Annotated in this window: 23 protein-coding genes, 1 tRNA gene and 17 pseudogenes; 20 read left to right on the top strand and 21 right to left on the bottom strand. The window is 71.3% G+C overall.

Features of this window, described 5'->3' with window-relative positions:
* The first annotated feature begins 248 nt into the window (after positions 1-248).
* The 3 genes from G5V59_RS25805 (at position 249) to G5V59_RS25795 (ending at position 2786) form a co-directional block, all read left to right on the top strand.
* Positions 249-773, top strand: coding sequence for a hypothetical protein (locus tag G5V59_RS25805; RefSeq protein WP_278258397.1), 525 nt, complete (start codon positions 249-251; stop codon positions 771-773).
* Between the two features lie 245 nt (positions 774-1018).
* Positions 1019-1186 (top strand): hypothetical protein, encoded by a 168-nt coding sequence (locus G5V59_RS25800; RefSeq protein ID WP_278258396.1) that lies wholly within the window; start codon positions 1019-1021, stop codon positions 1184-1186.
* A 331-nt stretch (positions 1187-1517) separates the two neighbouring features.
* Positions 1518-2786, top strand: coding sequence for a recombinase family protein (locus tag G5V59_RS25795; RefSeq protein WP_278260058.1), 1269 nt, complete (start codon positions 1518-1520; stop codon positions 2784-2786).
* A 24-nt stretch (positions 2787-2810) separates the two neighbouring features.
* Here the strand turns inward: G5V59_RS25795 and G5V59_RS25790 are convergent, their stop codons facing one another.
* The 4 genes from G5V59_RS25790 to G5V59_RS25775 form a co-directional block, all read right to left on the bottom strand.
* Positions 2811-2957 carry a hypothetical protein gene (locus tag G5V59_RS25790; RefSeq protein WP_278258395.1) on the bottom strand — a complete coding sequence of 49 codons (147 nt, stop codon included), beginning with the start codon at positions 2955-2957 and terminating at the stop codon, positions 2811-2813.
* A 68-nt stretch (positions 2958-3025) separates the two neighbouring features.
* Positions 3026-3115 (bottom strand) — tRNA-Ser (locus G5V59_RS25785).
* 57 nt (positions 3116-3172) lie between these two features.
* Positions 3173-3895 carry a hypothetical protein gene (locus G5V59_RS25780; protein ID WP_278258394.1) on the bottom strand — a complete coding sequence of 241 codons (723 nt, stop codon included), beginning with the start codon at positions 3893-3895 and terminating at the stop codon, positions 3173-3175.
* 140 nt (positions 3896-4035) lie between these two features.
* Positions 4036-4725, bottom strand: coding sequence for a hypothetical protein (locus tag G5V59_RS25775; protein ID WP_278258393.1), 690 nt, complete (start codon positions 4723-4725; stop codon positions 4036-4038).
* Positions 4726-4896: 171 nt separating this feature from the next.
* Between G5V59_RS25775 and G5V59_RS25770 the strand changes: the two genes are divergently transcribed.
* The 6 genes and pseudogenes from G5V59_RS25770 to G5V59_RS25735 all read left to right on the top strand — a co-directional run bounded on the left by G5V59_RS25770 (position 4897) and on the right by G5V59_RS25735 (position 8210).
* Entirely contained in the window at positions 4897-5091 is a 195-nt protein-coding gene (locus G5V59_RS25770; RefSeq protein WP_278258392.1) for a hypothetical protein, read from the top strand.
* The gene (locus G5V59_RS25765) at positions 5057-5386 is read left to right on the top strand and encodes a hypothetical protein (protein ID WP_278258391.1); all 330 of its coding nucleotides are present in this window, start codon (positions 5057-5059) and stop codon (positions 5384-5386) included. The genes G5V59_RS25770 and G5V59_RS25765 overlap by 35 nt, the downstream gene beginning before the upstream one ends.
* Entirely contained in the window at positions 5383-5553 is a 171-nt protein-coding gene (locus tag G5V59_RS25760; protein ID WP_278258390.1) for a hypothetical protein, read from the top strand. Before G5V59_RS25765 ends, G5V59_RS25760 begins: the two co-directional genes overlap by 4 nt.
* Positions 5486-6160, top strand: coding sequence for a hypothetical protein (locus tag G5V59_RS25755; RefSeq protein WP_278258389.1), 675 nt, complete (start codon positions 5486-5488; stop codon positions 6158-6160). Before G5V59_RS25760 ends, G5V59_RS25755 begins: the two co-directional genes overlap by 68 nt.
* A 45-nt stretch (positions 6161-6205) precedes the next feature.
* A pseudogene (locus G5V59_RS37755) lies at positions 6206-7732 on the top strand (aldehyde dehydrogenase family protein).
* Positions 7733-7928: 196 nt separating this feature from the next.
* Positions 7929-8210: a DUF779 domain-containing protein gene (locus G5V59_RS25735; RefSeq protein WP_341351039.1), complete on the top strand. Its 282-nt coding sequence runs from the start codon at positions 7929-7931 to the stop codon at positions 8208-8210.
* Between the two features lie 86 nt (positions 8211-8296).
* Here the strand turns inward: G5V59_RS25735 and G5V59_RS37750 are convergent, their stop codons facing one another.
* From G5V59_RS37750 to G5V59_RS25695, 8 genes and pseudogenes are all read right to left on the bottom strand, one after another.
* On the bottom strand, positions 8297-8827 hold the full coding sequence (locus G5V59_RS37750) for an alpha/beta hydrolase fold domain-containing protein (RefSeq protein WP_341351038.1): 531 nt from the start codon (positions 8825-8827) through the stop codon (positions 8297-8299).
* Positions 8759-8906, bottom strand: a pseudogene (locus G5V59_RS25725) (alpha/beta hydrolase fold domain-containing protein); the annotation flags it as partial. The gene G5V59_RS37750 and the pseudogene G5V59_RS25725, both read right to left, overlap by 69 nt.
* A gap of 236 nt (positions 8907-9142) precedes the next feature.
* A complete protein-coding gene (locus G5V59_RS25720) occupies positions 9143-9418 on the bottom strand; it encodes a hypothetical protein (RefSeq protein ID WP_278258386.1) in 276 nt (91 codons plus the stop codon).
* An 87-nt stretch (positions 9419-9505) separates the two neighbouring features.
* Positions 9506-9793 (bottom strand): hypothetical protein, encoded by a 288-nt coding sequence (locus G5V59_RS25715; protein ID WP_278258385.1) that lies wholly within the window; start codon positions 9791-9793, stop codon positions 9506-9508.
* Between the two features lie 24 nt (positions 9794-9817).
* A pseudogene (locus G5V59_RS25710) lies at positions 9818-10003 on the bottom strand (Na+/galactose cotransporter); the annotation flags it as partial.
* A gap of 67 nt (positions 10004-10070) precedes the next feature.
* Positions 10071-10304 (bottom strand): annotated as a pseudogene (locus G5V59_RS25705) (Na+/galactose cotransporter); the annotation flags it as partial.
* 223 nt (positions 10305-10527) lie between these two features.
* Positions 10528-11703, bottom strand: a pseudogene (locus G5V59_RS25700) (ROK family protein); the annotation flags it as partial.
* Positions 11704-11713: 10 nt separating this feature from the next.
* Positions 11714-12307 (bottom strand): ROK family protein, encoded by a 594-nt coding sequence (locus G5V59_RS25695; protein WP_278258384.1) that lies wholly within the window; start codon positions 12305-12307, stop codon positions 11714-11716.
* A 143-nt stretch (positions 12308-12450) separates the two neighbouring features.
* On the opposite strand from G5V59_RS25695, the gene zwf reads away from it, so the two are divergent.
* The 5 genes and pseudogenes from zwf to G5V59_RS37740 form a co-directional block, all read left to right on the top strand.
* On the top strand, positions 12451-14148 hold the full coding sequence (gene zwf, locus G5V59_RS25690) for a glucose-6-phosphate dehydrogenase (protein WP_278258383.1): 1698 nt from the start codon (positions 12451-12453) through the stop codon (positions 14146-14148).
* A 114-nt stretch (positions 14149-14262) separates the two neighbouring features.
* Positions 14263-14439: pseudogene (locus G5V59_RS25685) on the top strand (dihydroxy-acid dehydratase); the annotation flags it as partial.
* 43 nt (positions 14440-14482) lie between these two features.
* Positions 14483-14764, top strand: a pseudogene (locus tag G5V59_RS25680) (dihydroxy-acid dehydratase); the annotation flags it as partial.
* A 67-nt stretch (positions 14765-14831) separates the two neighbouring features.
* Positions 14832-15488: pseudogene (locus G5V59_RS37745) on the top strand (dihydroxy-acid dehydratase); the annotation flags it as partial.
* Between the two features lie 379 nt (positions 15489-15867).
* Positions 15868-16248: pseudogene (locus G5V59_RS37740) on the top strand (keto-deoxy-phosphogluconate aldolase); the annotation flags it as partial.
* Between the two features lie 49 nt (positions 16249-16297).
* Here the strand turns inward: G5V59_RS37740 and G5V59_RS25670 are convergent.
* The 3 genes and pseudogenes from G5V59_RS25670 to G5V59_RS25660 form a co-directional block, all read right to left on the bottom strand.
* Positions 16298-16861 (bottom strand): annotated as a pseudogene (locus G5V59_RS25670) (hypothetical protein); the annotation flags it as partial.
* Positions 16862-16948: 87 nt separating this feature from the next.
* A complete protein-coding gene (locus tag G5V59_RS25665) occupies positions 16949-17380 on the bottom strand; it encodes a nucleoside deaminase (protein WP_278258381.1) in 432 nt (143 codons plus the stop codon).
* Between the two features lie 163 nt (positions 17381-17543).
* The gene (locus G5V59_RS25660; protein ID WP_278260054.1) at positions 17544-17768 is read right to left on the bottom strand and encodes a hypothetical protein; all 225 of its coding nucleotides are present in this window, start codon (positions 17766-17768) and stop codon (positions 17544-17546) included.
* Between the two features lie 188 nt (positions 17769-17956).
* Here G5V59_RS25660 and upp point away from each other — a divergent pair.
* The 6 genes and pseudogenes from upp to G5V59_RS37715 all read left to right on the top strand — a co-directional run bounded on the left by upp (position 17957) and on the right by G5V59_RS37715 (position 21675).
* Positions 17957-18603 (top strand): annotated as a pseudogene (gene upp, locus G5V59_RS25655) (uracil phosphoribosyltransferase).
* A gap of 105 nt (positions 18604-18708) precedes the next feature.
* Positions 18709-20249 (top strand): annotated as a pseudogene (locus G5V59_RS37735) (Re/Si-specific NAD(P)(+) transhydrogenase subunit alpha).
* A 3-nt stretch (positions 20250-20252) separates the two neighbouring features.
* Positions 20253-20480, top strand: a pseudogene (locus tag G5V59_RS37730) (NAD(P)(+) transhydrogenase (Re/Si-specific) subunit beta); the annotation flags it as partial.
* A gap of 82 nt (positions 20481-20562) precedes the next feature.
* A pseudogene (gene pntB / locus G5V59_RS37725) lies at positions 20563-20703 on the top strand (Re/Si-specific NAD(P)(+) transhydrogenase subunit beta); the annotation flags it as partial.
* Positions 20704-20731: 28 nt separating this feature from the next.
* The gene (locus G5V59_RS37720) at positions 20732-21349 is read left to right on the top strand and encodes an NAD(P)(+) transhydrogenase (Re/Si-specific) subunit beta (RefSeq protein ID WP_341351037.1); all 618 of its coding nucleotides are present in this window, start codon (positions 20732-20734) and stop codon (positions 21347-21349) included.
* Positions 21280-21675: an NAD(P)(+) transhydrogenase (Re/Si-specific) subunit beta gene (locus G5V59_RS37715; RefSeq protein WP_341351312.1), complete on the top strand. Its 396-nt coding sequence runs from the start codon at positions 21280-21282 to the stop codon at positions 21673-21675. The genes G5V59_RS37720 and G5V59_RS37715 overlap by 70 nt, the downstream gene beginning before the upstream one ends.
* Positions 21676-21734: 59 nt before the next feature.
* Here the strand turns inward: G5V59_RS37715 and G5V59_RS25625 are convergent, their stop codons facing one another.
* The 6 genes and pseudogenes from G5V59_RS25625 to G5V59_RS25600 form a co-directional block, all read right to left on the bottom strand.
* Positions 21735-22010, bottom strand: a complete 276-nt coding sequence (locus G5V59_RS25625) for a hypothetical protein (RefSeq protein ID WP_278258377.1) — start codon at positions 22008-22010, stop codon at positions 21735-21737.
* Positions 22007-22285 (bottom strand): 2'-5' RNA ligase family protein, encoded by a 279-nt coding sequence (locus G5V59_RS25620; RefSeq protein ID WP_278260052.1) that lies wholly within the window; start codon positions 22283-22285, stop codon positions 22007-22009. The genes G5V59_RS25625 and G5V59_RS25620 overlap by 4 nt, the downstream gene beginning before the upstream one ends.
* A gap of 81 nt (positions 22286-22366) precedes the next feature.
* Positions 22367-22672 (bottom strand): annotated as a pseudogene (locus tag G5V59_RS25615) (VIT1/CCC1 transporter family protein); the annotation flags it as partial.
* Between the two features lie 122 nt (positions 22673-22794).
* A pseudogene (locus G5V59_RS37710) lies at positions 22795-22881 on the bottom strand (VIT family protein); the annotation flags it as partial.
* A 234-nt stretch (positions 22882-23115) separates the two neighbouring features.
* A pseudogene (locus tag G5V59_RS25605) lies at positions 23116-24265 on the bottom strand (acyl-CoA dehydrogenase family protein).
* Between the two features lie 39 nt (positions 24266-24304).
* On the bottom strand, positions 24305-25132 hold the full coding sequence (locus tag G5V59_RS25600; RefSeq protein ID WP_341351036.1) for an MFS transporter: 828 nt from the start codon (positions 25130-25132) through the stop codon (positions 24305-24307).
* Positions 25133-25347 lie beyond the last annotated feature (215 nt).

Raw genomic sequence — 25347 nt, 5'->3', positions numbered from 1 at the left:
TGCTGGAGCTACGCCAGCTACTACGCCACAGGGCGCTACCAGGCCGAACACGGGGTCTTCCCCGCCGTGATCTGGCTGAGCAACGACCCCGCCCGCAGGCGGGCCCTCCGCGGCGCCCTGTCGGCCGCTACCGGCCTCCCCGCCCTCTTCCGGGTCACTAGCCCGGCGGACTACCTCAGCAGCCTCCCGGGCGGCGGAGACGGCGAAATCAACAACCAACCAAGCACGCAGGAAGGAGGACCAACCTCATGAATCACGAACACCCATCGGCTAACGACTCTGGAGCGGAGCCACCACGACACCGAGCCGACATCCCGGGAGGGGACTCCTCCGAGTCGATTCCCAGCGTCGAGAGCGACGCCTACGTCCTGCACGTCATCAGGCACGCACCAACGTCGGAGACTGCGGAGGCGATCGCCGACGCCTACGGCCGCCACGGCACCGCCTTCGCGCTCTACCTCACGCTCAGCGGCGTGGACAGGTACGTCCGCGACTACGGGCCCGGGCACACACACGAAGGGGCCACCGGGCCGCAGGGGATCGAGCGGGACTTCCAGAACAAGCTTACTACGGCAGGTTCGCCTCGCGGGACGCGCTCGTCGACGACACCATCGAGTCCTTCGACTGGGGCACCGAGCCTGAGCCGCCTCCTGGAAGGGCGCATCGAGTCGCAGCATGTCGTGACCTTCGACCGCGACGCGATCTACGACTTCGCGGCCGCCCACTACGAGGTCGTCGAGACGGATGACGGGCTGTATGCGTTCTGGCGCTGATGCGCCGGCGAGAGCCGGAACGACTGATGCGATTTCCGCATCACCCCGCCCGCCCCCGGAGTTTGCCGTTTCCGCAGGTCAGAACGGCATTTCCGACTGGATTTCGCCGCCTATCTGAGCGTCAATGTCACCGGGCCGGGGCCGGTCCTGAACGGTCCGCCCCCACCCCTCAACCAACCCGAAAGGAGGCACATATGCCTACACCAGAACCATCTACAAACACTCCAAACCCGGAGGCGCCGACGGTGCACGACAACCCTGAGCAGCAGCGCTACAAGACGATCGCGGTCCGCGTGGAAGAGCGTCTGCACTCGCAGGCTGCAGTTCATCGCAAACCTGAGCGGCACCACCATCACCGACGAGATCCGCACCGCCATCGATCGCCGCATCACGACCGCCCAAGAGGACCCTGACCTCCAAGCACGTGCGCTCGCAGCACAACAGGAGATCGAGCGCGAAGCCGCCGCACGAACTGCAGCCATCGCAGGCTTCATCGGGCACACCGCAGCCGCCGCACCGACCGGCAAGACCACCCGCGGAGCCGGACGATCAAGCCGTGCGTCAAAGCCGGCCGAGTCCTAGAGGCCCTTTGGAGGACAACCCACCATGAAGATCCCTGACGCCGCCGAGCAGAGGCTTCACGATGCCGCCTGACACGCAGACCGCCCCGGTCAACGCGCTGATCTACCTGCGCGTTTCGACCGCCCGCCAAGCCACGAAAACGGAGAGGCCGAGGGCTACTCCATCCCGGCCCAGCGCGAAGCCTGCCTCCGAAAGGCCCGAGAACTCGGCGCCGTGGTCATCGAGGAGTTCAAGGACGCAGGTGCCTCTGCTCGCTCCGCTGACCGCGACGGCCTCCAAGCCATGCTCGAGCGCGTCCGCGTCGGCGACATCGCGTACGTCATCATCCACAAACTCGACCGCCTGGCGCGCTCGCGTACTGACGACGTCGAGATCGCCACCATCTTCAGCAAGGCGGGGACCACCCTGGTCTCCGCCAGCGAGCAGATCGACGACAGCCCGTCCGGCTCGCTGCTACACGGCATCATGGCCGCGATCGCCGAGCACTACTCCAAGAACCTCTCCCACGAAGCCAAGAAGGGGATGGCCGAGAAGGTCCGACGCGGCGGCACGAACGGCGTCGCTCCCCTCGGCTACCTGAACCTCGTCGAACGAGTGAACGGCGTGGAGATACGCACCGTCGGCGTTGATCCAGACCGCGCCCCGCATGTGCGCTGGGCATTCGAGCAGTACGCCACCGGCGACTGGTCGATCTCAGTGCTACGGGACGCCCTCGCGGCACGCGGCTTCAAGTCCCGCACCACCCGAAAGGTCGTGGGCAAGCCGATCAACAGCAGCCAACTACACCGCCTGCTGACCAACCCGTACTACAAGGGCCAGATCCTGTTCAATGGCGTGCTCTACGACGGCAGCCACGAGCCGCTCGTCGACGACGTGACCTGGCAGCGCGTGCAAGACGTCCTGGGCACAAGACGCATCGCCGGTGACCGTTCCTGGCGCCACACCCACTACCTCAAGTCTCCGACCTTCACCTGCCGGCGCTGCGGCAGTCGACTCGGCACCACCAAAGCCAAGGGACGCGGCGGGGAGTACGACTACTTCTACTGCGTCGGGAGGAACACCAAGCGCACCGGCTGCGACCTCCCCCACCTCAACGTGCACGAGGTCGAAGAGGCCGTCACCCGCGAATGGGCACGCGTCCGCTTCACTCCTGAACAAGTTGCTGCATTCAGCCAAGCGGCCCGAGAGGATCTGCGCCGCTCCGCCGAATCCAGCAACCGCCTGCTCGCGGACCAGCGCCGGAGACTCGCCGAACTACAACGCCACCAGCAGAAGTTGCTCGACGCCTACATGGCAGACGCCGTACCGATCGACGTCCTGAAGGAACGGCAGACCAGCACGGCTCTGGAGATCGCTGACGCGCAGCGCACGATCCAGAACGCACAAGCAACCAACAGTGAGACTGTTCGACAGGCTCGACCAGGTCATTGAACTTCTGACCTGCGCCCAGCGTCTCTACGAGACGTCCAACGACGAAGCGCGGAGTCTGCTGAACAGTGCCGTGTTCTCGGGCTTCGCGGTCGACGTCCTGGACGACGACCCCTCGCGGGTGCCCTTCATCGCCGAGGCCCCACTCAGCCCGGTGACCGCGGCGGTCGTCACCGCAGGGGCCGGACACGAAGAAACCCCCGGCGAGCTTTCTCTCGTCGAGGGTTCCAACGTGACTCATTTGGCGGTGGCGGAGGGATTTGAACCCTCGGTGGACTTGCGCCCACAAACGCTTTCGAGGCGTTCTCCTTAGGCCGCTCGGACACGCCACCGCCGCAGAGATTACCGGAGGGTGACGGGCGGCCGAAATCCGGCCGCCCGTCGCGGGCTCAGCGGTTGACGCGGCCGACGACCGGGCGGCCGGGGACCTGGGCGAGGCCGGTGGCGCTGCCGGTCGTCGAGAAGACCGCGGAGACCTCGCCGCCGTAGAGGTAGGAGCCGCTGCCGCTCTCGCTGACGACGACCTGGACGGTGTGCGCCCCCTTCACGACCGGTACGACGAGGGTGATCGAGCCAGTCGCGCCGATGCCGATGTCGCGGTAGGTCAGGGTGCGGCGGGAGTCGATGACCTTGCCGTCGATGCGCAGGTTGTAGTTGAGCGAGCCGAGGCCGGTCAGGTCGAAGTCGTCCTCGGCGTACAGCGTGCCGGTGACGGCGAGGAACCCGGTGGCGGGGGTGGTGAGCGTCTTCGAGACCACCGGCGTCCACGCGCTCGCGGTGAAGTCGTCGGTCTGGGCGTTGGCCATCGCACCCCAGACGGAGGTCTCGTCGGCGATGTCCGCGTTGGTCAGCGAGCCGTTGGCGACGTCGGCACCGGTGAGGGAGCCGTCGCGGACGTCGGCGCCCAGCAGGCCGTTGTTCTGGATGTCGACGCTGCCGAGGCTGCCGTTCTTGATGTCGGCACCGGTGACGGACTCGTTCTTGATCTGCTTGCCGGTGATCAGCGCACCGGCGACGGCACCGCCGGTGGAGCCGAGCAGCAGGGCCACCACGAGGGCGGCGAGGGCGAAGGGGGAGAAGCGACCGAAGCGGGCGCGCTCGGGATTGGGCATGACGGATCTCCTCGGGAGAGGGAGTTGGGAGCACTCCACACGAGCGATGTGGAGTGCTCCCGACGCTGACACGCAGCGTTTCCGCCTGCAGGGCGATTGCCGGAATCTTTACCCGTGACAGCCCGTCAGCGCCTCGGCCGTCACCGGTTGGCGGTGCGCGGGTGCACCGTGCGGCCGGCGACCAGGGCGAGCCCGCTGGAGCTGCCGGTCGGCGTGTACACCGCGCTGAGTCTCGCCGCCGTAGAGGTACGTGCCGGAGCCCTGCTCCTTGACGACGAGCCTGGACGGTGTGTCCACCCGCCGCCACCGGTACGACGATCGTGGCGGCGCCGTTCTCCCCCGCACCCGGGTCGGCGAAGATCAGGAGGCTTCCGGGCGTCGACGACCTTGCCGTCGATGCGCAGGTCGTAGGCGAGACGGCCCGTGCCGGCGAGGCTGAAGTCGTCCTCGGCGTACAGGGTGCCGGTGATGGTGAGGTAGCCCGCACGGCCGGTGACGAGCGCCTTCGACACCACGGGCGTCCACGTGCCGGCGGTGAAGTTGTCGGTCTGCACCTTCGTGGCGGCTCCCCACGCAGCCGGCTCGTCGGCGATGTCGACGTGGGTGAGGGAGCCGTCGCGGACGTCGGCGCCGAGCAGGCCGTTGTTCTGGATGTCGACGCTGCCGAGGCTGCCGTTCCTGATGTCGGCACCGGTGACGGACTCGTTCTTGATCTGCTTGCCGGTGATCAGTGCGCCGGCGACGGCACCGCTGGTGCTGCCGAGCAGGAGCGCGACCACCACGAGGGCGAGCGCGACGGGCGAGAAGCGGATCTGGGGGATACGGGGCATTGCAGTCTCCTTGGGGGGATGGAACCTTCCCCGCTCAGAGCAGCCGGGCCCACCGCCTGATACATCGATCTCGCGGATCGGCGGATGCAACGTGGTTGCAACCTCCAGCAGACATCGTCGGGAGGACGAGAGACGCTGGTCACACGGGGGACGACGATGTCTACTGGACTCATGACGCAGGAGCCCGCACCGCAGCGGATGCGGGCGGAGGTCGCCGCGTCCTGGGAGCGCTCGGCCGCGGCCGGCGTCGCCGTGGAGCCTGGGCTCGGCACCGGTCACGATGGCCGACGCGGCACTGCACGGTCGGCGCGAGGCCCACCCGCTGGCGCGGGTGCTGCCGCTGCTGGACGACGTGCTCGGCCGTGAGGTGCGCGACTGCGGCGCGGTGATGGCGCTGGCGGACGCGGAGGGCACCCTCCTGTGGGTGTCCGGTACGACGGACCGGCTCCGTCAGGCGGAGCGGATCGGCTTCGTCGAGGGCAGCAACTGGGACGAGCGGCTGGCCGGCACCAACGCGCCGGGGCTCGCGCTCGCCACCGGCCGGGACGCGTTCATCACCCGCGAGGAGCACTTCCGGGAGTCGGTGCGCACGTGGAGCCTGCGCCGCGACGCCGATCCACGACCCGGGAACCAGCCAGCCTGCTGGGGGTCCTCGACGTGACCGGCGGCGACCAGATCGTCGTGCCCCAGACGATGGCGATGGTCCGCGCGGCCGCCCGGCTGGCGGAGGCCGAGCCTGGCGCGCCACCTGCCGCCTCCGGTGCGCGAGCGCCCCAGCGGGCTGCGCCTGCTGCTGGAGTCTGCTCGGCCACAACGAGGCCCTGCTGACCGTCGACGACGGGCGCGGACGGCTCAACCGGCTGCGTCTCTCCCGCCGGCACAGCGAGATCGTCGCGCTGCTGGCCGCCTCCCCCGCCGGCCTGACGGGCGACGAGCCTGGCCGTGCGGCTCTACGAGGAGGACGGCGGCACCTCCACCCTGCGCGCCGAGCTCAACCGGCTGCGGGGGCTGCTCGGCGAGGAGCCTGCTCGCCTCGCGCCCCTACCGGCTCACCGCCCCGGTGGCCGGTGACTGGCTGGCCGTCGAGGCCCAGGCTGGCGGCGGGCGACCTCCGCGCCGCCATGAAGGGGTACGGCGGGCCGGTGCTCCCCCGGTCGAGCGCGCCCGGCGTCGTACGGCTCCGCGACAGGCTTGGCCGCCTCGCTGCGCCAAGCGCTGCTCCGCTCCGGTGCGCCCGAGTCGATGTCCGCGTGGACCCGCTCCGGGTGGGGGCGCGACGACTACGACATGTGGCTGGCCCAGCGGGCCGCGGTGCCGGCCGGCGCGCCGATGCGGGCTCTCATCGAGGGCCAGATCGCCCGTCTGGACAAGGAATTGGCCTGATCCACCGGATCGCCGCAACGAGGCTGCAACGTCGCGGCTCCTAGCGTCGTGACCGCCGTCACAGACCGGACGGCCCGACCGACACCTGGAGCAACCCATGACCGTCTACGCAGCACCCGGACAGCCCGACTCGCTCGTCTCCGTCGCGAGCCGCTACGGCCACTACATCGGCGGCCAGTGGGTCGATCCCGTCAAGGGCGGCTGGTTCGAGAACGTCTCACCCGTCAACGGCAAGGGGTTCACCGAGATCGCCCGCGGCACCGCCGAGGACATCGAGGCCGCCCTCGACGCCGCGCACGCCGCGGCGCCCGCGTGGGGCCGCACGTCCACGACCGAGCGCTCCAACGTCCTGCTGAGGATCGCCGACGTCATGGAGGCGAACCTGACCGCGATCGCGGTCGCGGAGACCTGGGAGAACGGCAAGCCGGTCCGCGAGACGCTGGCCGCCGACATCCCGCTCGCGATCGACCACTTCCGCTACTTCGCCGGCGCCCTGCGCGCTCAGGAGGGCTCCATCGGCGAGATCGACGAGAACACCGTCGCCTACCACTTCCACGAGCCGCTGGGCGTGGTCGGCCAGATCATCCCGTGGAACTTCCCCATCCTGATGGCCGTGTGGAAGGCTCGCGCCCGCGCTGGCGGCCGGCAACGCCGTCGTCCTCAAGCCCGCCGAGCAGACGCCGTGGTCGATCCTCAAGGCTCATCGAGTCTGGTGGGCGACCTGCTGCCGGCCGGGGTGCTCAACGTGGTCAACGGCTTCGGCGTCGAGGCCGGCAAGCCGCTCGCGTCGAGCCCGCGCGTCGCCAAGGTCGCCTTCACCGGCGAGACCACGACCGGCCGGCTGATCATGCAGTACGCCAGCCAGAACATCATCCCGGTCACCCTGGACTCGGCGGCAAGAGCCCGAACATCTTCTTCGACTCCGTGGCCGCCGAGCGGGACGCGTTCTACGACAAGGCGCTCGAGGGCTTCGCGATGTTCGCCCTGAACCAGGGCGAGGTCTGCACCTGCCCGTCGCGTGCTCTCGTCCAGCGCAGCATCTACTCCGACTTCGTCCACGACGCCGTCCAGCGGGTCGAGGCGATCAAGCAGGGCAACCCGCTCGACGACACCACGATGATCGGCGCCCAGGCCTCCAACGACCAAACTCGAGAAGATCCTGTCCTACATCGACATCGGCAAGGAGGAGGGTGCCAAGATCCTCACCGGCGGCGAGCGCACCGTGCTCGAGGGCGACCTCGCCGAGGGCTTCTACGTCCAGCCCACCGTCTTCGAGGGCGAGAACTCGATGCGGATCTTCCAGGAGGAGATCTTCGGCCCGGTGGTCTCGCTGACCGGCTTCGACGACGAGGCCGACGCCCTCAAGATCGCCAACGACACGCTCTACGGCCTCGGCGCCGGGGTGTGGTCGCGGGACGGCTCGCAGGCCTTCCGCGCCGGCAAGGAGATCCAGGCCGGCCGGGTGTGGACGAACAACTACCACGCCTATCCCGCGCACGCGGCCTTCGGCGGCTACAAGCAGTCCGGGATCGGCCGGGAGAACCACAAGATGATGCTCGACCACTACCAGCAGACCAAGAACCTGCTCGTGTCCTACAGCCCGGACGCCCTCGGCTTCTTCTGAGCCGTCTGCCCGGGCCGACCGCGCTCCCGCCGCCGGGGACCGTATGACCTCCCCGGCGGCGGGCACCACCGCAGCACCAACCACAGGAGGACCGCGTGACCAGCAGGGTCGACGTCAGTGCCGCGGCAGCCGAGTCTGCTGCGCACCCTCACCGAGGCCCACGGCCCGGTGATCTTCCACCAGTCCGGCGGCTGCTGTGACGGGTCCTCGCCGATGTGCTACCCGGACGGTGAGACTCCTGCTGGGCGATGCCGACGTCCATCTCGGGGACCTCGACATCGGGCTCGCACGCGACGTACCGGTGTGGATGTCGCGGGCACAGCACGCCTACTGGTCGCACACCCACCTGACCATCGACGTCGTCCGGGGACGCGGCGCGGGCTTCTCGCTGGAGGCGCCGCACGGCGTGCGCTTCCTGGTCAGGTCGCGCCTGCTGTCGGACGCGGAGCTGGCCACGCTCGAGGAGGTGCCCGCATGATCGCCCGCGAGACTCACCCTGCTGGTGCGCGACCTCGCGCTCTGGGCCGTGGGGGTACGACGCGCCACGACTCCGCGCTGAGCCGGTCAGGCCAGTGCCGCGGCGATCTCCCCCGCCACCCGGGCCATCGTGGCCCGGGCCCGCTGCGGGTCGTCGGTGAGGAAGTAGTGGTCCACGCCCGGGGTCACGTCGTGCCAGACCTCGACACCGGCCTCGCGCAGCCGCGCGGCGTACCGGTCGCCGTCGGGGCGCAGGGTGTCGCGCTCCCCCGTCAGCACCAGCGCCCGCGGCAGCCCGCGCAGGTCGGGCGCCAGCAGCGGTGAGGCAGCCGGCTCCGTGCGGGTCGCGGGGTCGGGGAAGTAGACCCGGCGGACCAGGTCGCGGAACGACGGCGAGATCATCCCGCGCCCGCGCGGCACCTCGCTCGCCACGTCCAGCGCGGGCACGCCGAGCACCTGCAGCCGGGGCACGAAGGCTGCCGGCCTCCCGCGCCTGCAGGCACACCGAGGCGGCCAGCCCACCGCCGCTGGAGAAGCCGCCGACCGTGACCGGTGCCGAGCGGGCCACCGCCGCGGCGACGTCGTGGCACTGGTGCTGCGCGACCGGGTAGGCGACATAGGGGCCGGCGCGGAAGTCCACGTTGAGCACCCGGACCCCGGCCGTGGCCGCGACGTAGCGACACCACCAGTCGTCCATCTCGGGGTAGCGCATCAGCCAGGCGCCGCCGTGGAAGTGGACGTGGGCCGGGCCCTCGCCGGGTCCGGCCTGCGGCGCGTCGTGCTCCCAGGCGGTGACCTCGCCGTGCCGGGTGGCGAAGCGGACCCGGCGGGGGCGCGGGAGGTCCGTGCCGGCGAAGCGGAGCCGGGCGCCGTAGCGGACGGTGTGGCGGGCGCTCGCGTGGACCAGGCTCGCGCGCAGACGGTCGGTGGGTCTCACACCCCGGGTTCGGAGCGGGTCCCCTCGGCGGATTCCGGGACGGTGTCGACGACCGTCGGGCGGAGCATCGCCCAGCCCTGCAGGACCGCGGCGAGGACCAGCAGGCCGACGCCGACCCACAGGTTGACCGACGAGCCGTCGGTCCTGCTGTCGGCGGTCCGCTCCGGCCCGAACAGCCCGGCCAGGACGAGGATGACCCCGAAGAGGCCGATCAGGGCCGCGATGAACGTGCGGATGTCGAACGCACCGGCGGTGTGCTTCTGCTCTGCCATGTCGGTCACCTCACCAGAAGACGATGTTGAGGACGATGACCAGGACCAGCGCGACGCCGGCGAGGGTGCTCGGCCGCTGCCACCACGTCAGGCTCGCCCTCGGTCTCGTCGTGGAAGTCCTGCTTGGGGGTCAGGCTGTAGACCAGCCCGCGCAGGCTCGGACTCGGGTCGTGGCTGGGTCACCAGGGTGACAGCGACGCTCACGGCGATGTCGACCACGAAGGCCGCGCCCGCGGCGACGAAGCTCGCGCCCTGACCCTTGAGGTCGATCACGCCGAGCGAGAGCGGGCCGAGGACGTCGGTGCCGAGCACCGCCACCACGACGGCCGCGAGCGTGCCGGAGACGAGACCCGTCCAACCGGCCGTGGCAGTCATCCGCTTCCAGAACATACCGAGGATGAAGGTCGCGAAGAGCGGGGCGTTGAAGAACCCGAACAGGGTCTGGAGGTAGTCCATGATGTTCGAGTACGACGAGGCGAAGATCGCCGTGCCGACGGCCACCACGGTCGCCCCGACCGTCGCCCAGCGCCCGACCGCGAGGTAGTAGCCGTCGGGCTTGTCCTTCTTGACGTAGGTCTGCCACAGGTCGTAGGCTGAAGACCGTGTTGAACGCGGAGATGTTGGCGGCCATGCCGGCCATGAACGAGGCGAGCAGGCCGGCGACCGCGAGCCCGAGCATGCCGTTGGGCAGCAGGTCGCGGATCAGGTAGATCAGGGAGTTGTTGTAGTCGAAGTCGCTGTTCGGGTCGGCCTTCGCCGCGGCGACCGGCGCCACCAGGACACCGGCGATCATGCCGGGCAGGATGACGATGAACGGGATGAACATCTTCGGGAAGGCGCCGATGATCGGCGCGCGCTGCGCCGCGGTGATCGACTTGGAGGCCATCGCTCGCTGCACCTCGACGAAGTTCGTCGTCCAGTAGCCGAAGGACAGCACGAAGCCGAGACCGAGCACCAGGCCGAGCACCGACAGCACGGGGCTGCCGATCTCGGTGAGGTTCGTGCCGGGCCACGACGAGAGCCTGGTCACCACCACCGGAGGTGGCGCCGATGCGGTCCTTGAGGCCGGACCAGCCACCCACGCGGTGCAGCCCGATGATCGTCAGCGGGGTCAGCGCCGCCACGATCACGAAGAACTGCAGCACCTCGTTGTAGATCGCGGCCGAGAGCCCGCCGAGCGTGGTGTAGGTGAGCACGACCAGCGCGGCGACGATCAGCGAGATCCACAAGCTGCCAGCCGAGGATGATCTCGACGATCTTGGCGAGCAGGTAGAGGTTGACGCCCGCGATGAGCAGGCTGGGCGACGGCGAAGGCTGATCGCGTTGACCAGGTGGGCGGTCGGGCCGAAGCGGCGGAGCATGAACTCCGGCACCGAGCGGACCTTGGAGCCGTAGTAGAAGGGCATCATCACCACGGCGAGGAAGAGCATCGCCGGGACCGCGCCGATCCAGAAGTAGTGGACCGTCGGAATGCCGTACTTCGCGCCGTTGGCGCTCATCCCGATGATCTCGACCGCGCCGAGGTTGGCGGAGATGAACGCCAGCCCCGTCACCCAGGCCGGGAGCGAGCGCCCGGAGAGGAAGAAGTCGAGGCTGTTCGAGACGGCGCGCCGCGCCATCACCCCGATGCCGAGCACGAACACGAAGTAGAGGGCGATGACGACGTAGTCGACCCAGTTCGTGTCCAGCCGCAGATTCGCCGCCCATGCCGAGACCATGCGCGGGAACTTACTCCTTCGCGGCCAGACGCGCGTCGACGGCTGCCGGTGAGAGCACCGTGTCGAGGGCCAGGGCGGCGCAGCCGACCAGCCCGGCCCGGTCGCCGTACGTCGAGGGGAGGAAGCGCAGGCTCCCGGGTCGCCAGTGCGGAGGCCCGGGCGTAGACCGCCTCGCGCACCCCCGCGGCGTAGACGTCGTACGCCCCCGCCATGTCGCCGCCGAGGACCACGGCCTCGGGGTTCAGCAGGTTGATCGCGACGGCGAGCGAACCACCGAGCCGGCGCCCGCTCTCGCGCAGCAGCCTGCTTGGCCTCGGCGTCTCCGTGGTGGGCCTGGGCGACGAGGTCGCGGACGTGGTCGACGCTGCGGCCCTCCTCGCGCAGCCGCGCGACCAGCGCCCACCCGGCGGCGAGGGTCTCCAGGCAGCCGACGTCACCGCAGCGGCAGGGCCGGCCGGCGGCCTCGGGGACCTTGGTGTGGCCGAGGTCCCCGGCGCCGCCGCGGGAGCCGCTGACGATCCGGCCGTCGGCCAGCACCCCGAGCCCGATGCCGGTCGAGGCCTTCACGACGAGCAGGTCACGGACGGTGGCCGCGTGGCCGAGGAGCCTCCGAGCGGGCGAGGATGTCGGCGTCGTTGGCGAGGAACAGCGGCGCGTCCGCCACCCCGGCGAGGTACGGCGCGAGCGGCACCCCGTCCCAGCCCGCCATCACCGGCGTGTCCACGCTGACGCCCCGGTCGGGGTCGACGACACCGGGCATCGAGACGGCCGTGCCGAGCACGGGCGGCAACCCCGGGGCGAGCAGCGCGCGCAGCTGCTCGGCGACCACGGGCATCACCTCGTCGGGTCCGGCGCCGACCTCGTGGTCGACGGCGGAGGACGACAGCTCGGTGCCGCCGAGGTCGAAGACGGCGACCTGGGAGCGGGAGCGGCCGATCGCGGCGGCGAGCACGACGCCCGCCTCGGTGTTGAGCACCAGGCTGCCCGGCGGACGGCCGCCGGTGGAGGCGAGCTCCGCGCCGAGCCGGAGAAGGCCGGCGGCGGCGAGCGCGTTGACCCTCGCGACGACCGCAGTGCGGGACAGCCCGGTGACGGTGCGCGACTCGGAGCGGGTGGACGCCCGGCCGCTGCGCAGCAGGGCGAGCAGGTCTCCCGCGGTCGCCGACTCCATGCGCGGAGTCTAAGCATCTCCACTTTGATCCGAAAAAGACCTAAGTAACGCTTCCGAAGAGCAGTGTTAGGTCGTAGCGTGGTGTCGGTGGGTCTCCTTCTCGCCCGATCTCGACCTCCCGGCCTGCGACTTCACGGTCTTCGGTGGCACCGGCGACCTCGCCCTCCGCAAAGCTGCTGCCCGGCCTCTACGAGCGCGAGCGCCAGCACCAGCTGCACCCCGACACCCGGATCGTCGGCGTCTCCCGGCACGCCCTCGACGACGCGGGCTACCGCGACCTCGTCACCACCGCGATCTTCGACCACGTCCCCGAGGACCACCTCGAGGCCGGTGCAGTGCACCGGCTGATCAGCCGGCTGCACCACCTGGCCCTCGACGCCCACGACCCGGAGGGCTGGGACCTGCTGCACGGCCTGCTCAAGGAGGAGGCCGCGACCGGCTCCACCACCCGGACGCGGGTCTTCTACCTCGCCGTCTCCTCCGACCTCTTCGGCCCGCTCTGCCAGCGCCTGGACGACCTGGGCCTGGTCGACACCGAGAGCAGGGTCGTGCTGGAGAAGCCGATCGGCGCCGACCTCGCCTCCTCACGCGCCGTCAACGACGCGGTCGGTCGGGTCTTCGAGGAGCGGCAGATCTTCCGGATCGACCACTACCTCGGCAAGGAGAGCGTGCAGAACCTCCTCGTCACCCGCTTCGCCAACATCTTCCTCGAGCCGATCTGGGACTCCCGCTGGGTCGACCACGTCCAGATCACCGTCTCCGAGACCCTCGGCGCCGCCGGCCGCGGCGACTACTACGACCGGGCCGGTGCGATGCGGGACATGGTGCAGAACCACCTCCTGCAGATGCTCTGCCTGGTCGCGATGGAGCCGCCGACGTACGTCGGTGGGGACCCGGTGCGCGACGAGAAGCTCAAGGTGCTGCGCGCCCTCAAGCCGCTCACCGGCGCGGAGGCGGACCGGAGCACCGTGCGCGGGCAGTACACGACGTACGGCGAGGAGATCGGGCACCCCAGCACCACCGAGACCTTCGTGGCGCTGCGTGCCGAGGTGCAGAACTGGCGCTGGGCGGGCGTGCCGTTCTACCTGCGCACGGGCAAGCGGCTGGCGCGCAAGGAGTCGAAGATCGAGGTCGTCTTCAAGGAGCCGCCGCACGCGATGTTCCCGCACAGCGAGGGCGTCACCACGCCGAACCGGCTGACCATCCGGATGCAGCCCGACGAGGGCATGCAGCTGCACGTCACGGCCAAGCACCCCGGCCCCGGTGGGATCCGGCTGCACCCGGCCTCGCTCGACCTCAGCCTACGCCGACGCCTTCGACGAGCGCAGCCCGGACGCCTACGAGCGGCTGCTCCTCGACGTCATGCGCGGCATCCCGACCCTGTTCATGCGCCGCGACGAGGTCGAGGCCGCGTGGGCGTGGACCGAGCCGATCATCGAGCAGTGGCAGCGCTCGGCGCTCGAGCCGGTCCGCTACCACCCCGGAACCGCCGGTCCCGCCGCGGCAGCGACGCTGCTGGCGCGCGAGGGCCGCACCTGGCAGGAGTGAGCATGACCCACCCCGTCCTCGCCGACGTGACCCGTCGGCTCACCGAGCGCAGCGCCGCGACCCGTACGGCGTACCTGGCTCGGGTGCGTGCGGCGGCCGGGCGCGGACCCGCGCGCGGCCGCCTCGCGTGCGCCAACCTCGCGCACGGCTTCGCCGCGGCCGACGAGCCCGCCAAGGCCGAGCCTGGCGCGCGGGCAGAAGCCCAACCTGGCGATCGTCACCAGCCTACAACGACATGCTCTCCGCCCACCAGCCGTACGGCGCCTACCCGCCCGTGCTCAAGGACGCGGTGATCCGTGCGGGCGGCCTGGCCCAGGTGGCCGGCGCGGTGCCCGCGATGTGCGACGGCGTCACCCAGGGCCGCGACGGCATGCAGGCTCTCGCTCTACAGCCGCGACGTGATCGCCATGTCCACCGCGATCGCGCTCTCCCACGACATGTTCGACGGCGCGCTGCTGCTCGGCGTGTGCGACAAGATCGTGCCCGGCCTGCTGATCGGCGCGCTCTCCTTCGGTCACCTGCCCGCCGTGTGGGTGCCCGCCGGGCCGATGGCCTCGGGCCTGCCCAACAAGGAGAAGGCCGCCGTGCGGCGCCTCTTCGCCGAGGGGAAGATCGGGCGCGAGGAGCCTGCTGGAGGCCGAGGCCGCGTCGTACCACTCCCGGGGGACGTGCACCTTCTACGGCACCGCCAACTCCAACCAGCTGGTGATGGAGGTGATGGGCCTGCACCTGCCGGGCTCCTCCTTCGTCAACCCGGAGAACCCGCTGCGCGAGGCGCTCACCCGCGAGGCCGCCGCCGTGGCCGTACGACGCACGGCACAGGCAGGCGGTGCGCCCACCCTCGGCGAGATGGTCGACGAGAAGGTCGTGCTCAACGCCTGCGTCGCCCTGCTCGCCAGCGGCGGCTCCACCAACCACACCCTGCACCTGGTCGCGATCGCGCGTGCGGCCGGCATCCTGCTGAGCCTGGGACGACCTGGCGGAGCTCTCGGCCGTCGTACCGCTGCTGGCGCGGATCTACCCCAACGGCGCCGCCGACGTGAACCACTTCCACGCCGCCGGCGGGATCGGCTTCCTGGTCCGCACCCTGCTCGACGCGGGCCTGCTGCACGAGGACGTCGAGACGATCGTCGGGCGCGGGTTGCGCCGCTACACCGAGGAGCCCGTCCTCGCGAACGGGATGCTCACCTGGCGGCCCGGTCCGGCAGAGTCGCTGGACCTGGACGTGCTGCGGCCCGCCTCGGCCCCCTTCTCCGCCGACGGCGGCGTGAAGGTCGTGCGCGGCCCCCTGGGCACCGGGGTGGTCAAGACCTCCGCGGTGGCGCCCGAGCACCGGCGGATCTCCGCGCCGGCGCGGGTCTTCGACGACCAGCACGACTTCCTGCTGGCCTTCTCCGACGGCGAGACTCGACGGGATCGACCTGGTGGCGGTGATCCGCTACCAGGGCCCGGCCGCCAACGGGATGCCCGAGCCTGCACAAGGTCGACCCCGGCGCTCGGCGTGCTCCAGGACCGCGGTCGGCAGGTCGCGATCGTCACCGACGGGCGGATGTCCGGCGCGTCCGGCAAGGTGCCGGCCGCGATCCACGTGACGCCCGAGGCCGCCCTCGGCGGGCCGCTCTCCCGGGTCCGGGACGGCGACGTGATCACCCTGGACGCCGACGCCGGCACCCTCACGATCGACGCCGAGTCTCTCCGGCCGCACACCGTCCGGCGCCGCTCCCTCCGGCGCGGAGTGGGCCGGCACCGGCCGCGAGCCTGTTCGCGGCCTTCCGCGCGACCGTCGGCCCCGCCGACGAGGGCGCGTCCGTCTTCCCCGTCCTCTCCCCCGCCGCGGAGGTGCCCCTTGTCCGCTCCTGAGCACACCGACGTGGTCCTCGACCTCGTCCCCGTCCTGCCGGTCGTGGTGATCGACGACCTCGCGCACGCCGTCCCGGTCGCCCGCGCGCTCGTCGACGGCGGGCTGCCCGCCATCGAGCCTGACCCTGCGCACGCCGGTGGCCCTGGACGCGATGCGGCTGATCGCCGCCGAGGTGCCCGAGATCGTCCTCGGCGCCGGCACCATCACCAGCCCCGACCAGGCGGAGGCGGCGGTGGCCGCAGGCGCCCGCTTCCTGGTCTCCCCGGGCTCGACGCCCGCGCTGCTGGCCGCGATGGCCGCGACCGGGGTGCCCTTCCTGCCCGGCACCTCGACGGTCTCGGAGGTGCTGGCCGTGCTGGAAGCGGGGCTCACCGAGATGAAGTTCTTCCCGGCGGAGGCGGCCGGCGGTGCGCCGTACCTGAGGTCGGTGGCGGGTCCGCTCCCCCAGGCCCGGTTCTGCCCGACCGGCGGGATCACCCCGGCCTCCGCGCCCGGCTACCTCGCACTCCCGAACGTCGGCTGCGTCGGCGGCTCCTGGCTCACCCCGGCCGACGCCCTGGCCTCCGGGGACTGGGAGCGGATCAGCAAGGCTGGCCGCGGAGGCGGCGGCTCTGCGCTGAGTCAGGCGCGGCGGCCCAGCAGCGCGAGCAGGCTCGGTGAGCGGGTCCGCGCCCGCCGGGACCGGCTGCACCGGGCCGAACGCGCCGCCGCGCTCGGCCGCCGCCTCGGGCGTCGAGAACGGCCGGGCGAAGGACAGGCACGCGGCGACGTCCTGCTCCGCGGGGGCGTAGGGCCGGCCGAGTGCCGTGGCCAGGTCCCAGCCGTGCACGACCACCTCGTTGAGGGCGACCGCCGCGGCCACGTCGCCCGGCATCTCGACGCCACCGGCGGAGGCGGTGCCGTCGTACGCCGCCGGGTCGCGCCAGGCCCGGGCCAGGCTCCGCCAGGTCCGCGGCGATCCGGTCGCGCCACCCCGGCTCGAGCCGCGAGGCATCGCCCGTCCCGCCCTGGTCGGCTCCGGGCACGGGCTGTCGGCGGGCCGCGCCGGTGAACGCGACCGCGAGGCCGCCGATGTGGTCGACGAGGTCGCCGACGGCGTACTCCGGGCAGGGGGTCGGGGCCACCAAGCTCGTCGTCGCCGACCGAGCGCACCAGGCTCGGCGAGGGTGGTCGTGGCGGGCCCGAGGTCGAGAGTCGTCATGCCCGGTGCAGACCCGGCGCCGACCCCTGACTCATCGCTGGGTGGCGAAGAAGGACTCCAGCAGCGCGGCCGACTCCTCCGCCAGCACCCCGGCGAGGACCTCGGGACGGTGGTTCAGCCGCCGGTCCCGTACGACGTCCCACAGCGAGCCCACGGCGCCCGCCTTGTCGTCGTAGGCACCGAAGACGACGCGGTCGACCCGTGACAGCACGGCCGCGCCGGCGCACATCGTGCACGGTTCCAGGGTCACCACCAGGGTGCATCCCGAGAGCCGCCACTCGCCGCGGGACTCCGCAGCCGCGCGCAGGGCGACCACCTCGGCATGGCCGGTCGGGTCGCCGTCGCGCTCGCGGACGTTGTGGCCGGCGCCGAGCACCGCGCCGGCGGCGTCGAGCACCACCGCCCCGATCGGTACGTCGCCCGAGGCCAGCGCCGCGGACGCCTCCGCCAGCGCGAGCCGCATCGGCTCGTCCCAGGCGGACCTCACGCGGAGGTCAGGCCGACGACGTCGTCGAAGAGCTCCCCGAAGCCCATGCCCCGGGCGATCTCGGAGAGCATCTCGTCGGGGTAGAGCTCGTCGTCGTCCAGCACCTCGGCGAGGAACATCGCGTCCACACCGAGGTCGCTCAGCGGACTCGAGGTCGCCGGCGGGCTCCGGGTCGTCCTCGTCGTCCACCGCGGGCAGCCCCAGGTGCTCGACCACCTCGGCCGCCAGGCTCCCACTCGCTCGCCGCGGTGATGTCGGAGAGCATCACCCGGGTCTGCTGGCCGGCCACCCGGACCACGACGAAGAAGTCCTCCTCGACCGCGACCAGGCCCACCGCGCCGCCGTCGCCGGGGAAGCGGCGCAGTGCCGAGACGAGGGTCTCGACGTCGGTCGCGTGGTCGGGGGTCAGGCTCGGCAGGCTGCCACACCCCCTCCTCGCGGAAGGCGGCGAGCGCGAAGTCGACGGCGTCGGCTGCGGACATGGCCCAAGCGTGACACGGGAAGGCCCGTGGGGCTAGGGGCGTTTCGGCCGCGCCGCTCTAAGGTTCACCCATGCGCACCATCGTCGTCGACCACCCCCTCGTCGCCCACAAGGCTGACCGTCCTGCGTGACCAGGAGACCGACTCGCCGACGTTCCGCTCGCTGGCCGACGAGCCTGGTCACCCTGCTGGCCTACGAGGCGACCCGCGACGTGCGGGTCGAGGCGTCCGAGATCGTGACGCCGGTGGCGCCGACGACGGGGGTCCGGCTCGCGACGCCGCGCCCGCTCGTCGTTCCGATCCTCCGGGCGGGGCTCGGCATGCTCGACGGCATGATGCGGCTGCTGCCCACGGCCGAGGTCGGCTTCCTCGGCATGGTCCGCAACGAGGAGACCCTGGAGGCGGTGACCTACGCCGAGCGGCTGCCCGACGACCTGACCGGGCGCCAGTGCTACGTCCTCGACCCGATGCTCGCGACCGGCGGCACGCTCGCCGCCGCGATCCGCTTCCTCGTCGAGCGCGGCGCCGACCACATCACCGCGGTCTGCCTGCTGGTCTCGCCCGAGGGCTGCGAGCGCCCGGAGCAGGAGCTCGCGCACCTCGACATCCCGGTGACGATCGTCACCGCGGCCCAGGACGAGAAGCTCAACGAGAAGGGCTACATCGTGCCGGGCCTGGGCGACGCGGGAGACCGGCTCTACGGCATCGCCGCGGGCTGAGCACGCCTCTGCATAGACGTACGTCACACGTAAGACGGGCCCCGTGAGGGGGTGAGCCGTGTGTAGGTTGACCAGCGCTGTACTCACAGAAAGCCTGGAGGCTCCGTGCTCATCGGCATCCCCCGCGAGTCGAAACCGGGCGAGACCCTGGTTGCGGCCACCGCCAAGACCGTATCCCAACTGACCAACCTCGGTTACGACGTCGTCGTCGAGTCCGGCGCCGGTGAGGCCGCCGACCAGCCCGACGCAGTCTTCACCGACGCCGGTGTGCGGGTCGGTACGTCGGAGGAGGTGTGGTCCGCCGACGTCGTCGTGAAGGTGAACGCCCCCTCCGAGGAGGAGATCGGCCGTCTGCGCCCGGGCGCCACGATCATCTCGATCCTCGCCCCGGCCCGCAGCCCCGAGCCTGCTGGAGAAGCCTGCAGGCCGCCGGTGTGACGGCGCTGGCGATGGACGCCGTGCCGCGCATCTCGCGCGCGCAGTCGATGGACGTGCTGTCCTCGATGGCCAACGTCGCGGGCTACCGCGCCGTCGTCGAGGCGGCCCACGAGTTCGGCCGCATGTTCACCGGTCAGGTGACCGCCGCCGGCAAGATCCCGCCGGCCCGCGTCTTCGTGGTCGGCGCCGGTGTCGCCGGCCTGGCCGCCATCGGTGCCGCGTCGGCGATGGGCGCCGTGGTGCGCGCGTTCGACGTGCGCCCGGAGGTGGCCGAGCAGGTCGAGTCGATGGGTGCGCAGTTCGTGCACGTCGACATGGAGCAGGAGGTCTCCTCCGACGGCTACGCCAAGGAGATGTCCGAGGCCCAGGTCGCCGCCACCGCCGCGATGTACGACGAGGAGGCGCGCGCCGCCGACATCGTCATCACCACCGCGCTCATCCCGGGCCGCCCGGCCCCGTCGCTGATCACCGCCGAGACCGTCGCCGGCATGGCGAACGGCTCCGTGATCGTGGACATGGCCGCGGCCAACGGCGGCAACGCCGCGGGCACCGTGACCGACCAGAAGGTCGTCACCGAGAACGGCGTCACGATCCTGGGCTACACCGACCTCGCCGGCCGCCCGGCCGCGCAGACGTCCCAGGCTCTACGGCACCAACATCGTCAACCTGCTCAAGCCTGCTGACCCCGGAGAAGGACGGCAACCTGACGCTGGACTTCGACGACGTCGTCCAGCGCGGCATCACGGTCGTGAAGGACGGGGAGTCCACCTGGCCGCCGCCGGCCGTGCAGGTCTCCGCCGCCCCGGCCGCCGCTCCCGCTGCGGCCGCCGAGCCCAAGCCGGAGAAGGCGCCGCTCTCCGCGGGCGCCAAGGTCGGCATCACGCTCGGCGCGATCGCCCTCTTCTGGCTGGTCAACGCGCTCGCCCCGACCGAGGAGCCTGCGCCGGCACTTCACCGTGCTGATGCTCTCGATCGTGATCGGCTACTACGTCATCGGCAAGGTGGCGCACGCGCTGCACACGCCGCTGATGTCGGTGACCAACGCGATCTCGGGCGTGGTCGTCGTGGGCGCGCTGCTGCAGGTGCCGAGCGACGACAACCTCGTCCTCGGCCTCTCGCTGGTGGCGATCCTGCTGGCCTCGATCAACGTCTTCGGTGGGTTCGCGGTCACGCGCCGCATGCTCTCGATGTTCAGCAAGGGAGCCTGATCCATGGACATCACCTCGATCACCGGCGCGGCGTACATCGTCGCCGCCCTGCTGTTCATCCTGTCCCTGGCGGGCCTTTCGAAGCACGAGAGCGCCAAGAACGGCCTGACCTTCGGCATCGTCGGCATGGCCGTCGCGCTGGTCGCGACCGTGGCCGGCGTCATCGACGTCAGTGAGTACGTCGACAACCGCGCCCTGGTCATCCTGCTGATGCTCGCCGCCATCGCGATCGGTGGGGCGATCGGCCTGTGGCGGGCGAAGATCGTCGAGATGACCGGCATGCCCGAGTCTCATCGCGCTGCTGCACTCCTTCGTGGGTCTGGCCGCCGTCGCGATCGGCTGGAACGGCCACATCCTCGGCTCCCACGAGTCGCTGTCGAGCCTGGTCAACATCCACGAGGCCGAGGTCTCGATCGGCATCTTCATCGGCGCGGTGACCTTCACCGGCTCGATCGTCGCCAACCTCAAGCTTGTCGGCGAAGATGAAGTCCGCGCCGCTCGTGCTGCCGGGCAAGAACTTCATCAACCTCGGCTCGCTGGCGCTGTTCGCGATCCTGACGATCGTCTACGTCTCGCTCGACGAGGGCACCGGCCAGGACGTCATCCTGGTCGTGCTCACCGTGCTCGCGCTGGCACTCGGCTGGCACCTCGTCGCCTCCATCGGCGGCGGCGACATGCCGGTCGTGGTGTCGATGCTCAACTCGTACTCCGGCTGGGCCGCGGCCGCGTCGGGCTTCCTGCTCGGCAACGACCTGCTCATCGTCACCGGCGCGCTGGTCGGCTCCTCCGGTGCCTACCTGTCGTACATCATGTGCAAGGCGATGAACCGCTCGTTCATCTCCGTGATCGCCGGTGGCTTCGGCATCGAGGCGCCCGCCGGCGCGGACGTCGACTACGGCGAGCACCGCGAGATCCAGGCCGACGCCGCCGCCGAGTTCGCTGGCCGGTGCGTCCTCGGTGATCATCACGCCGGGCTACGGCATGGCGGTCGCGCAGGCGCAGTACCCGGTCGCCGACCTCACCGCGAAGCCTGCGGGCCAAGGGCGTCGACGTACGGTTCGGCATCCACCCGGTCGCCGGCCGCCTGCCCGGTCACATGAACGTGCTGCTGGCCGAGGCCAAGGTGCCCTACGACATCGTGCTGGAGATGGACGAGATCAACGACGACTTCCCGGAGACGGACGTCGTGCTGGTCATCGGCGCCAACGACACGGTCAACCCGGCCGCGTCGGAGGACCCGACCTCGCCCATCGCCGGCATGCCGGTCCTGGAGGTCTGGAACGCCAAGGACGTCATCGTCTTCAAGCGCTCCATGGCCGCCGGGTACGCCGGGGTGCAGAACCCGCTGTTCTTCCGCGACAACAGCCAGATGCTGTTCGGCGACGCGAAGGACCGGGTCGAGGACATCGTCCGCGCACTCGGCTGACGCACTGCTCGGAAGGCCCGGATCCCGCGTGGGTCCGGGCCTTCCGGCGTTCTCGGGGGCTACAGGACGATCTCGGCGAGCGTCTCGTAGCGGGGCGAGCGGCGCGGTCCCTCGCCCAGGTGCGAGGCGATCACCTCGACCGAGCCGAACGGCCAGGGCGGTCCGGTGTAGGTCTCCAGCAGGCGCACCCACGAGGTCATCTCCACGAACCGGCCGCCGGTGCGGGCGACCGTGGCGTGCGGGGTGAAGCGTTGGCCGTCGACCTCGATCCCGCAGGCCACGGCCGCGTTGCGGGCCCGCACGGACGCCGTGCCGAGCACGTCCGCGCCTGTCACGCCGGTCGCGAGGACCCGGCCCTCGCCGACGTGGGGAAGACCACCGCGCCGGACAGCGCGAGGGCGTCCAACGGCAGGCCGTCGAGCGCGGTGGCGAGGCGGTCGACGTACTCGTCGACGCGGCGGGGCTCGGCGTCGGCCATGAACGCCAGGGTGATGTGCAGGTGCTCGGGGCGGGTCCAGCGGAAGTCAGCGGCTGCACGGCGCGGCTCGAGGAAGGCGTCGAGGTGGGCCACCACCTCCGGGGGCGGTACGACGGCGGCGAAGGCCCGCATCACACCTGGGTGCCGACCAGGCTGGCCGATGCCGTGGGTGACCGCCATCGCGATCAGCCCGCCTGCCACGTTGCGCAGCACCGCGAGCCGCCAGGAGCCGTAGCCCAGCCTCGCGCTGCCCCAGCCGGTGACCGCGAGGGCGACCACGACCGCGGCGACCGTGACCCAGACGCGCGCGTCGGCGGCGACCAGGAGGATGGTGAGCAGAGGCAGCAGCGCGCCCAGGGTGAAGGAGATCATCGACGCCAGCGCCGCGTTCCACGGGTTGGTGAGGTCGTCGGGGTCGATGCCCGACTCGACCTCGGCGTGCGCGGCGAGCGCGTCCTTCGCCGTGAGTCTGCTTGGCGACCTCGAGCGCCGGGTCGGGCTCGAGCCCCTTGTCGACGTACAGCCCGGCGAGCTCCGCGAGCTCGTCCTCGGGGTCCTCGCGCAGGCTCGCGCTTCTCCTTGGCGAGCAGCGCCTCCTCGGAGTCGCGCTGGGTGCTGACCGAGACGTACTCCCCCGCCGCCATGCTCATCGCCCCCGCCGCCAGGCCCGCGACGCCCGCGATGAGGATCGCCGTCCGGTCGGTGGTCGCACCGGCCACGCCGAGCACGATGCCGGCGGTCGAGACGATGCCGTCGTTGGCGCCGAGGACACCGGCACGCAGCCAGTTCAGCCGGTCGTTGAAGCCCTGCTCGTGGGGCTCGTCCTCGTGGGGTCCGGGCTCTGCCACCAGGGCGTTCGCGTCACTCACCCGCCCATGATCCCCGACCGACGGGTCGCGGCGCGACCCGGAAAAGACGCGAGTGCCGAGCCCCGCACGGGCCCGGCACTCGGCAGGCGGATCTCAGAGGCCGAGGTCGCGGCCGATGAGACCCCTTCATGATCTCGTTGGAACCGGCCCAGATCTTGGTGACGCGGGCGTCGCGCCAGGCGCGAGCGACGCGGTACTCGTTCATGAAGCCGTAGCCGCCGTGGAGCCTGGACGCAGTGGTCGAGCACCTCGGACTGGACCTGCGAGGAGAACCACTTGGCCTTGGCGGCGTCGATGGCCGTCAGGGTCTTCTGGGAGTGGTTGAGCACGCACTTGTCGATGTAGGCCTCGGCGGCCTCGATCCGGGTGACCAGGTCGGCCAGCAGGAACTTGTTGTGCTGGAAGGTGCCGATCGGGGCGCCGAAGGCCTGGCGCTCCTTGGCGTACTGGATCGTCTCCAGCAGGATCTGCTTGGCGTGCGCGACGTTCGCGACCGCGCAGCCGAGGCGCTCCTGCGGGAGCTTCTGCATCATGTGGATGAAGCCCATGTTGAGTCTCGCCGATGATCTCGGCGTCGGTGACCCGCAGGTTCTCGAAGAAGAGCTCGGCGGTGTCGGACTCCTCCATGCCGACCTTGTCGAGCTTGCGGCCACGCGAGAAGCCCTCGGCGGTCGCCTCGATGCCGAAGAGGGTGATGCCCTTGGGGCCCTTCTCCGGGTCGGTGCGCACGGCGGTGACGAACAGGTCGCCGGAGTAGCCGTTGGTGATGAAGGTCTTCGAGCCGTTGATGATCCAGCCGTCGCCGTCGCGCACGGCCGTGGTCTTCAGCGCGGCCAGGTCGGAGCCGCCGGACGGCTCGGTCATCCCGATGCCGAGCAGGATCTCGCCGGAGACGACGCCCGGGAGCCAGCGCTCCTTCTGCTCCTCGGTGCCCAGGCTCGACGATGTACGGCGCGGTGATGTCGGCGTGGATGCCGTGGCAGGTCGGGTACGCCGCGCCGACCTTGGCGAGCTCCTCCTGCAGCACGGCGTTGAACCGGAAGTCGCCGGCCTCGGCGCCGCCGTACTGCTCGGGAACCTCGAGGCCGAGCAGGCCCTGCTTGCCGGCCTCGAGCCAGAACTCCCGGGGCAGCGCCTTGGCGGCGATGTGCTCCTCGGTGTGCGGCAGGACCGAGCGGTCCACGAACTCCTTGACGGAGGTGCGGAAGGCCTCGTGGTCCTCGTCGTAGATCTCACGCTTCATGAGCGCGATCCTACTCGCGGGTCACATGCGCGCGGGCGGTCAGTCCGCGACCGGCTCGAACCTCTTCGGCATGACCAGACCCGCCGCCACCAGCGCCAGCGCGGTGAGCGCGACGCCGACGAAGACGGCGTGCAGCGCCGGCTCGAGGACGCCGACCGGCAGGGCGTCCAGGTCCACGTCCCCGGCACGATGACCCCCACCGAGCCGGGAGGCGACGACGCCGTTGGCGACCGCGCCGAAGACGGCGACCCCGACCGCGCTGCCGACCGAGCGGGCGAACATGTTGGTGCCGGTGGCGACCCCGCGGTGGCTCCACGAGACGGCGGACTGCGCGGCGACGATGCTGGGGCTGGCGACGTACCCCAGCCCGAGGCCGAGGACCAGGCAGCCGAGCGCGAGCAGCCAGACCGGGCTGCCCGGTCCGACGAGCAGCACGATCCCGGTGCCGAGGACGCCGAAGAGCGAGCCCGCGAGCAGGCACGGACGGAACCCGAGGCGCAGGTAGAACCGGCCGGCGCTGCTCGCCGCGATCGGCCAGCCGATGGCGAGCGCGGCGACGGCGAGGCCGGCGGTGACGGCGCCCGCGCCGAGCACCCGCTGCGCGTAGACCGGGACGTAGGACGTCACGCCCAGCATCAGCATGCCCACCACGAACGCCCCGATCGTCGCTGCGTTGAGCACCCGGTCGCGGAACACCCACAGCGGCAGGACCGGGTCCGGCACCCGTCGCTCGACGGCGACGAAGGCGAGCAGCAGCACCACGGCCGCCACGAAGATCCCCACCCCGGCGGGCGACCACCAGGCCCAGCGGATGCCGCCCTCGAGCAGCCCGAGCAGCAGCAGACCGGCGGCGAGCGCCAGCAGCACCGCCCCGCCGACGTCGATCGGCCGTCGTTCGCCGCGCGTCGTACCGGCCGCGGACTCGTCGAACCGCCGCGCCAGGACGTACGCCGCGAGCGCGCCCAGCGGCACGTTGATCCAGAAGATCCAGCGCCAGGAGAGCCTGCTCGGAGAAGAGCCCGCCCAGGGTCGGGCCGACCACCGCGGCGGTAGCCCACACGCCCGCGACGTAGGCTCTGCGC

The sequence above is a fragment of the Nocardioides convexus genome, from assembly GCF_011090295.1.
The sequence above is the reverse complement of the archived record's forward strand: the minus strand, read 5'-3'. Positions and strand labels throughout refer to the sequence as shown.

Coding starts and splice junctions, on each gene's coding strand:
- G5V59_RS25805 (WP_278258397.1), top strand. CDS start 249: ATGAATCACGAACACCCATCGGCTAACGACTCTGGAGCGGAGCCACCA.
- G5V59_RS25720 (WP_278258386.1), bottom strand. CDS start 9,418: ATGGCAGAGCAGAAGCACACCGCCGGTGCGTTCGACATCCGCACGTTC.
- G5V59_RS37750 (WP_341351038.1), bottom strand. CDS start 8,827: ATGTCGCCTACCCGGTCGCGCAGCACCAGTGCCACGACGTCGCCGCGG.
- G5V59_RS25665 (WP_278258381.1), bottom strand. CDS start 17,380: ATGCGGCTCGCGCTGGCGGAGGCGTCCGCGGCGCTGGCCTCGGGCGAC.
- G5V59_RS25775 (WP_278258393.1), bottom strand. CDS start 4,725: ATGCCCCGTATCCCCCAGATCCGCTTCTCGCCCGTCGCGCTCGCCCTC.
- G5V59_RS25620 (WP_278260052.1), bottom strand. CDS start 22,285: ATGCGGGCCTTCGCCGCCGTCGTACCGCCCCCGGAGGTGGTGGCCCAC.
- G5V59_RS25770 (WP_278258392.1), top strand. CDS start 4,897: ATGACGCAGGAGCCCGCACCGCAGCGGATGCGGGCGGAGGTCGCCGCG.
- G5V59_RS25780 (WP_278258394.1), bottom strand. CDS start 3,895: ATGCCCAATCCCGAGCGCGCCCGCTTCGGTCGCTTCTCCCCCTTCGCC.
- G5V59_RS25715 (WP_278258385.1), bottom strand. CDS start 9,793: ATGACTGCCACGGCCGGTTGGACGGGTCTCGTCTCCGGCACGCTCGCG.
- G5V59_RS25695 (WP_278258384.1), bottom strand. CDS start 12,307: ATGGAGTCGGCGACCGCGGGAGACCTGCTCGCCCTGCTGCGCAGCGGC.
- G5V59_RS37720 (WP_341351037.1), top strand. CDS start 20,732: ATGAAGTCCGCGCCGCTCGTGCTGCCGGGCAAGAACTTCATCAACCTC.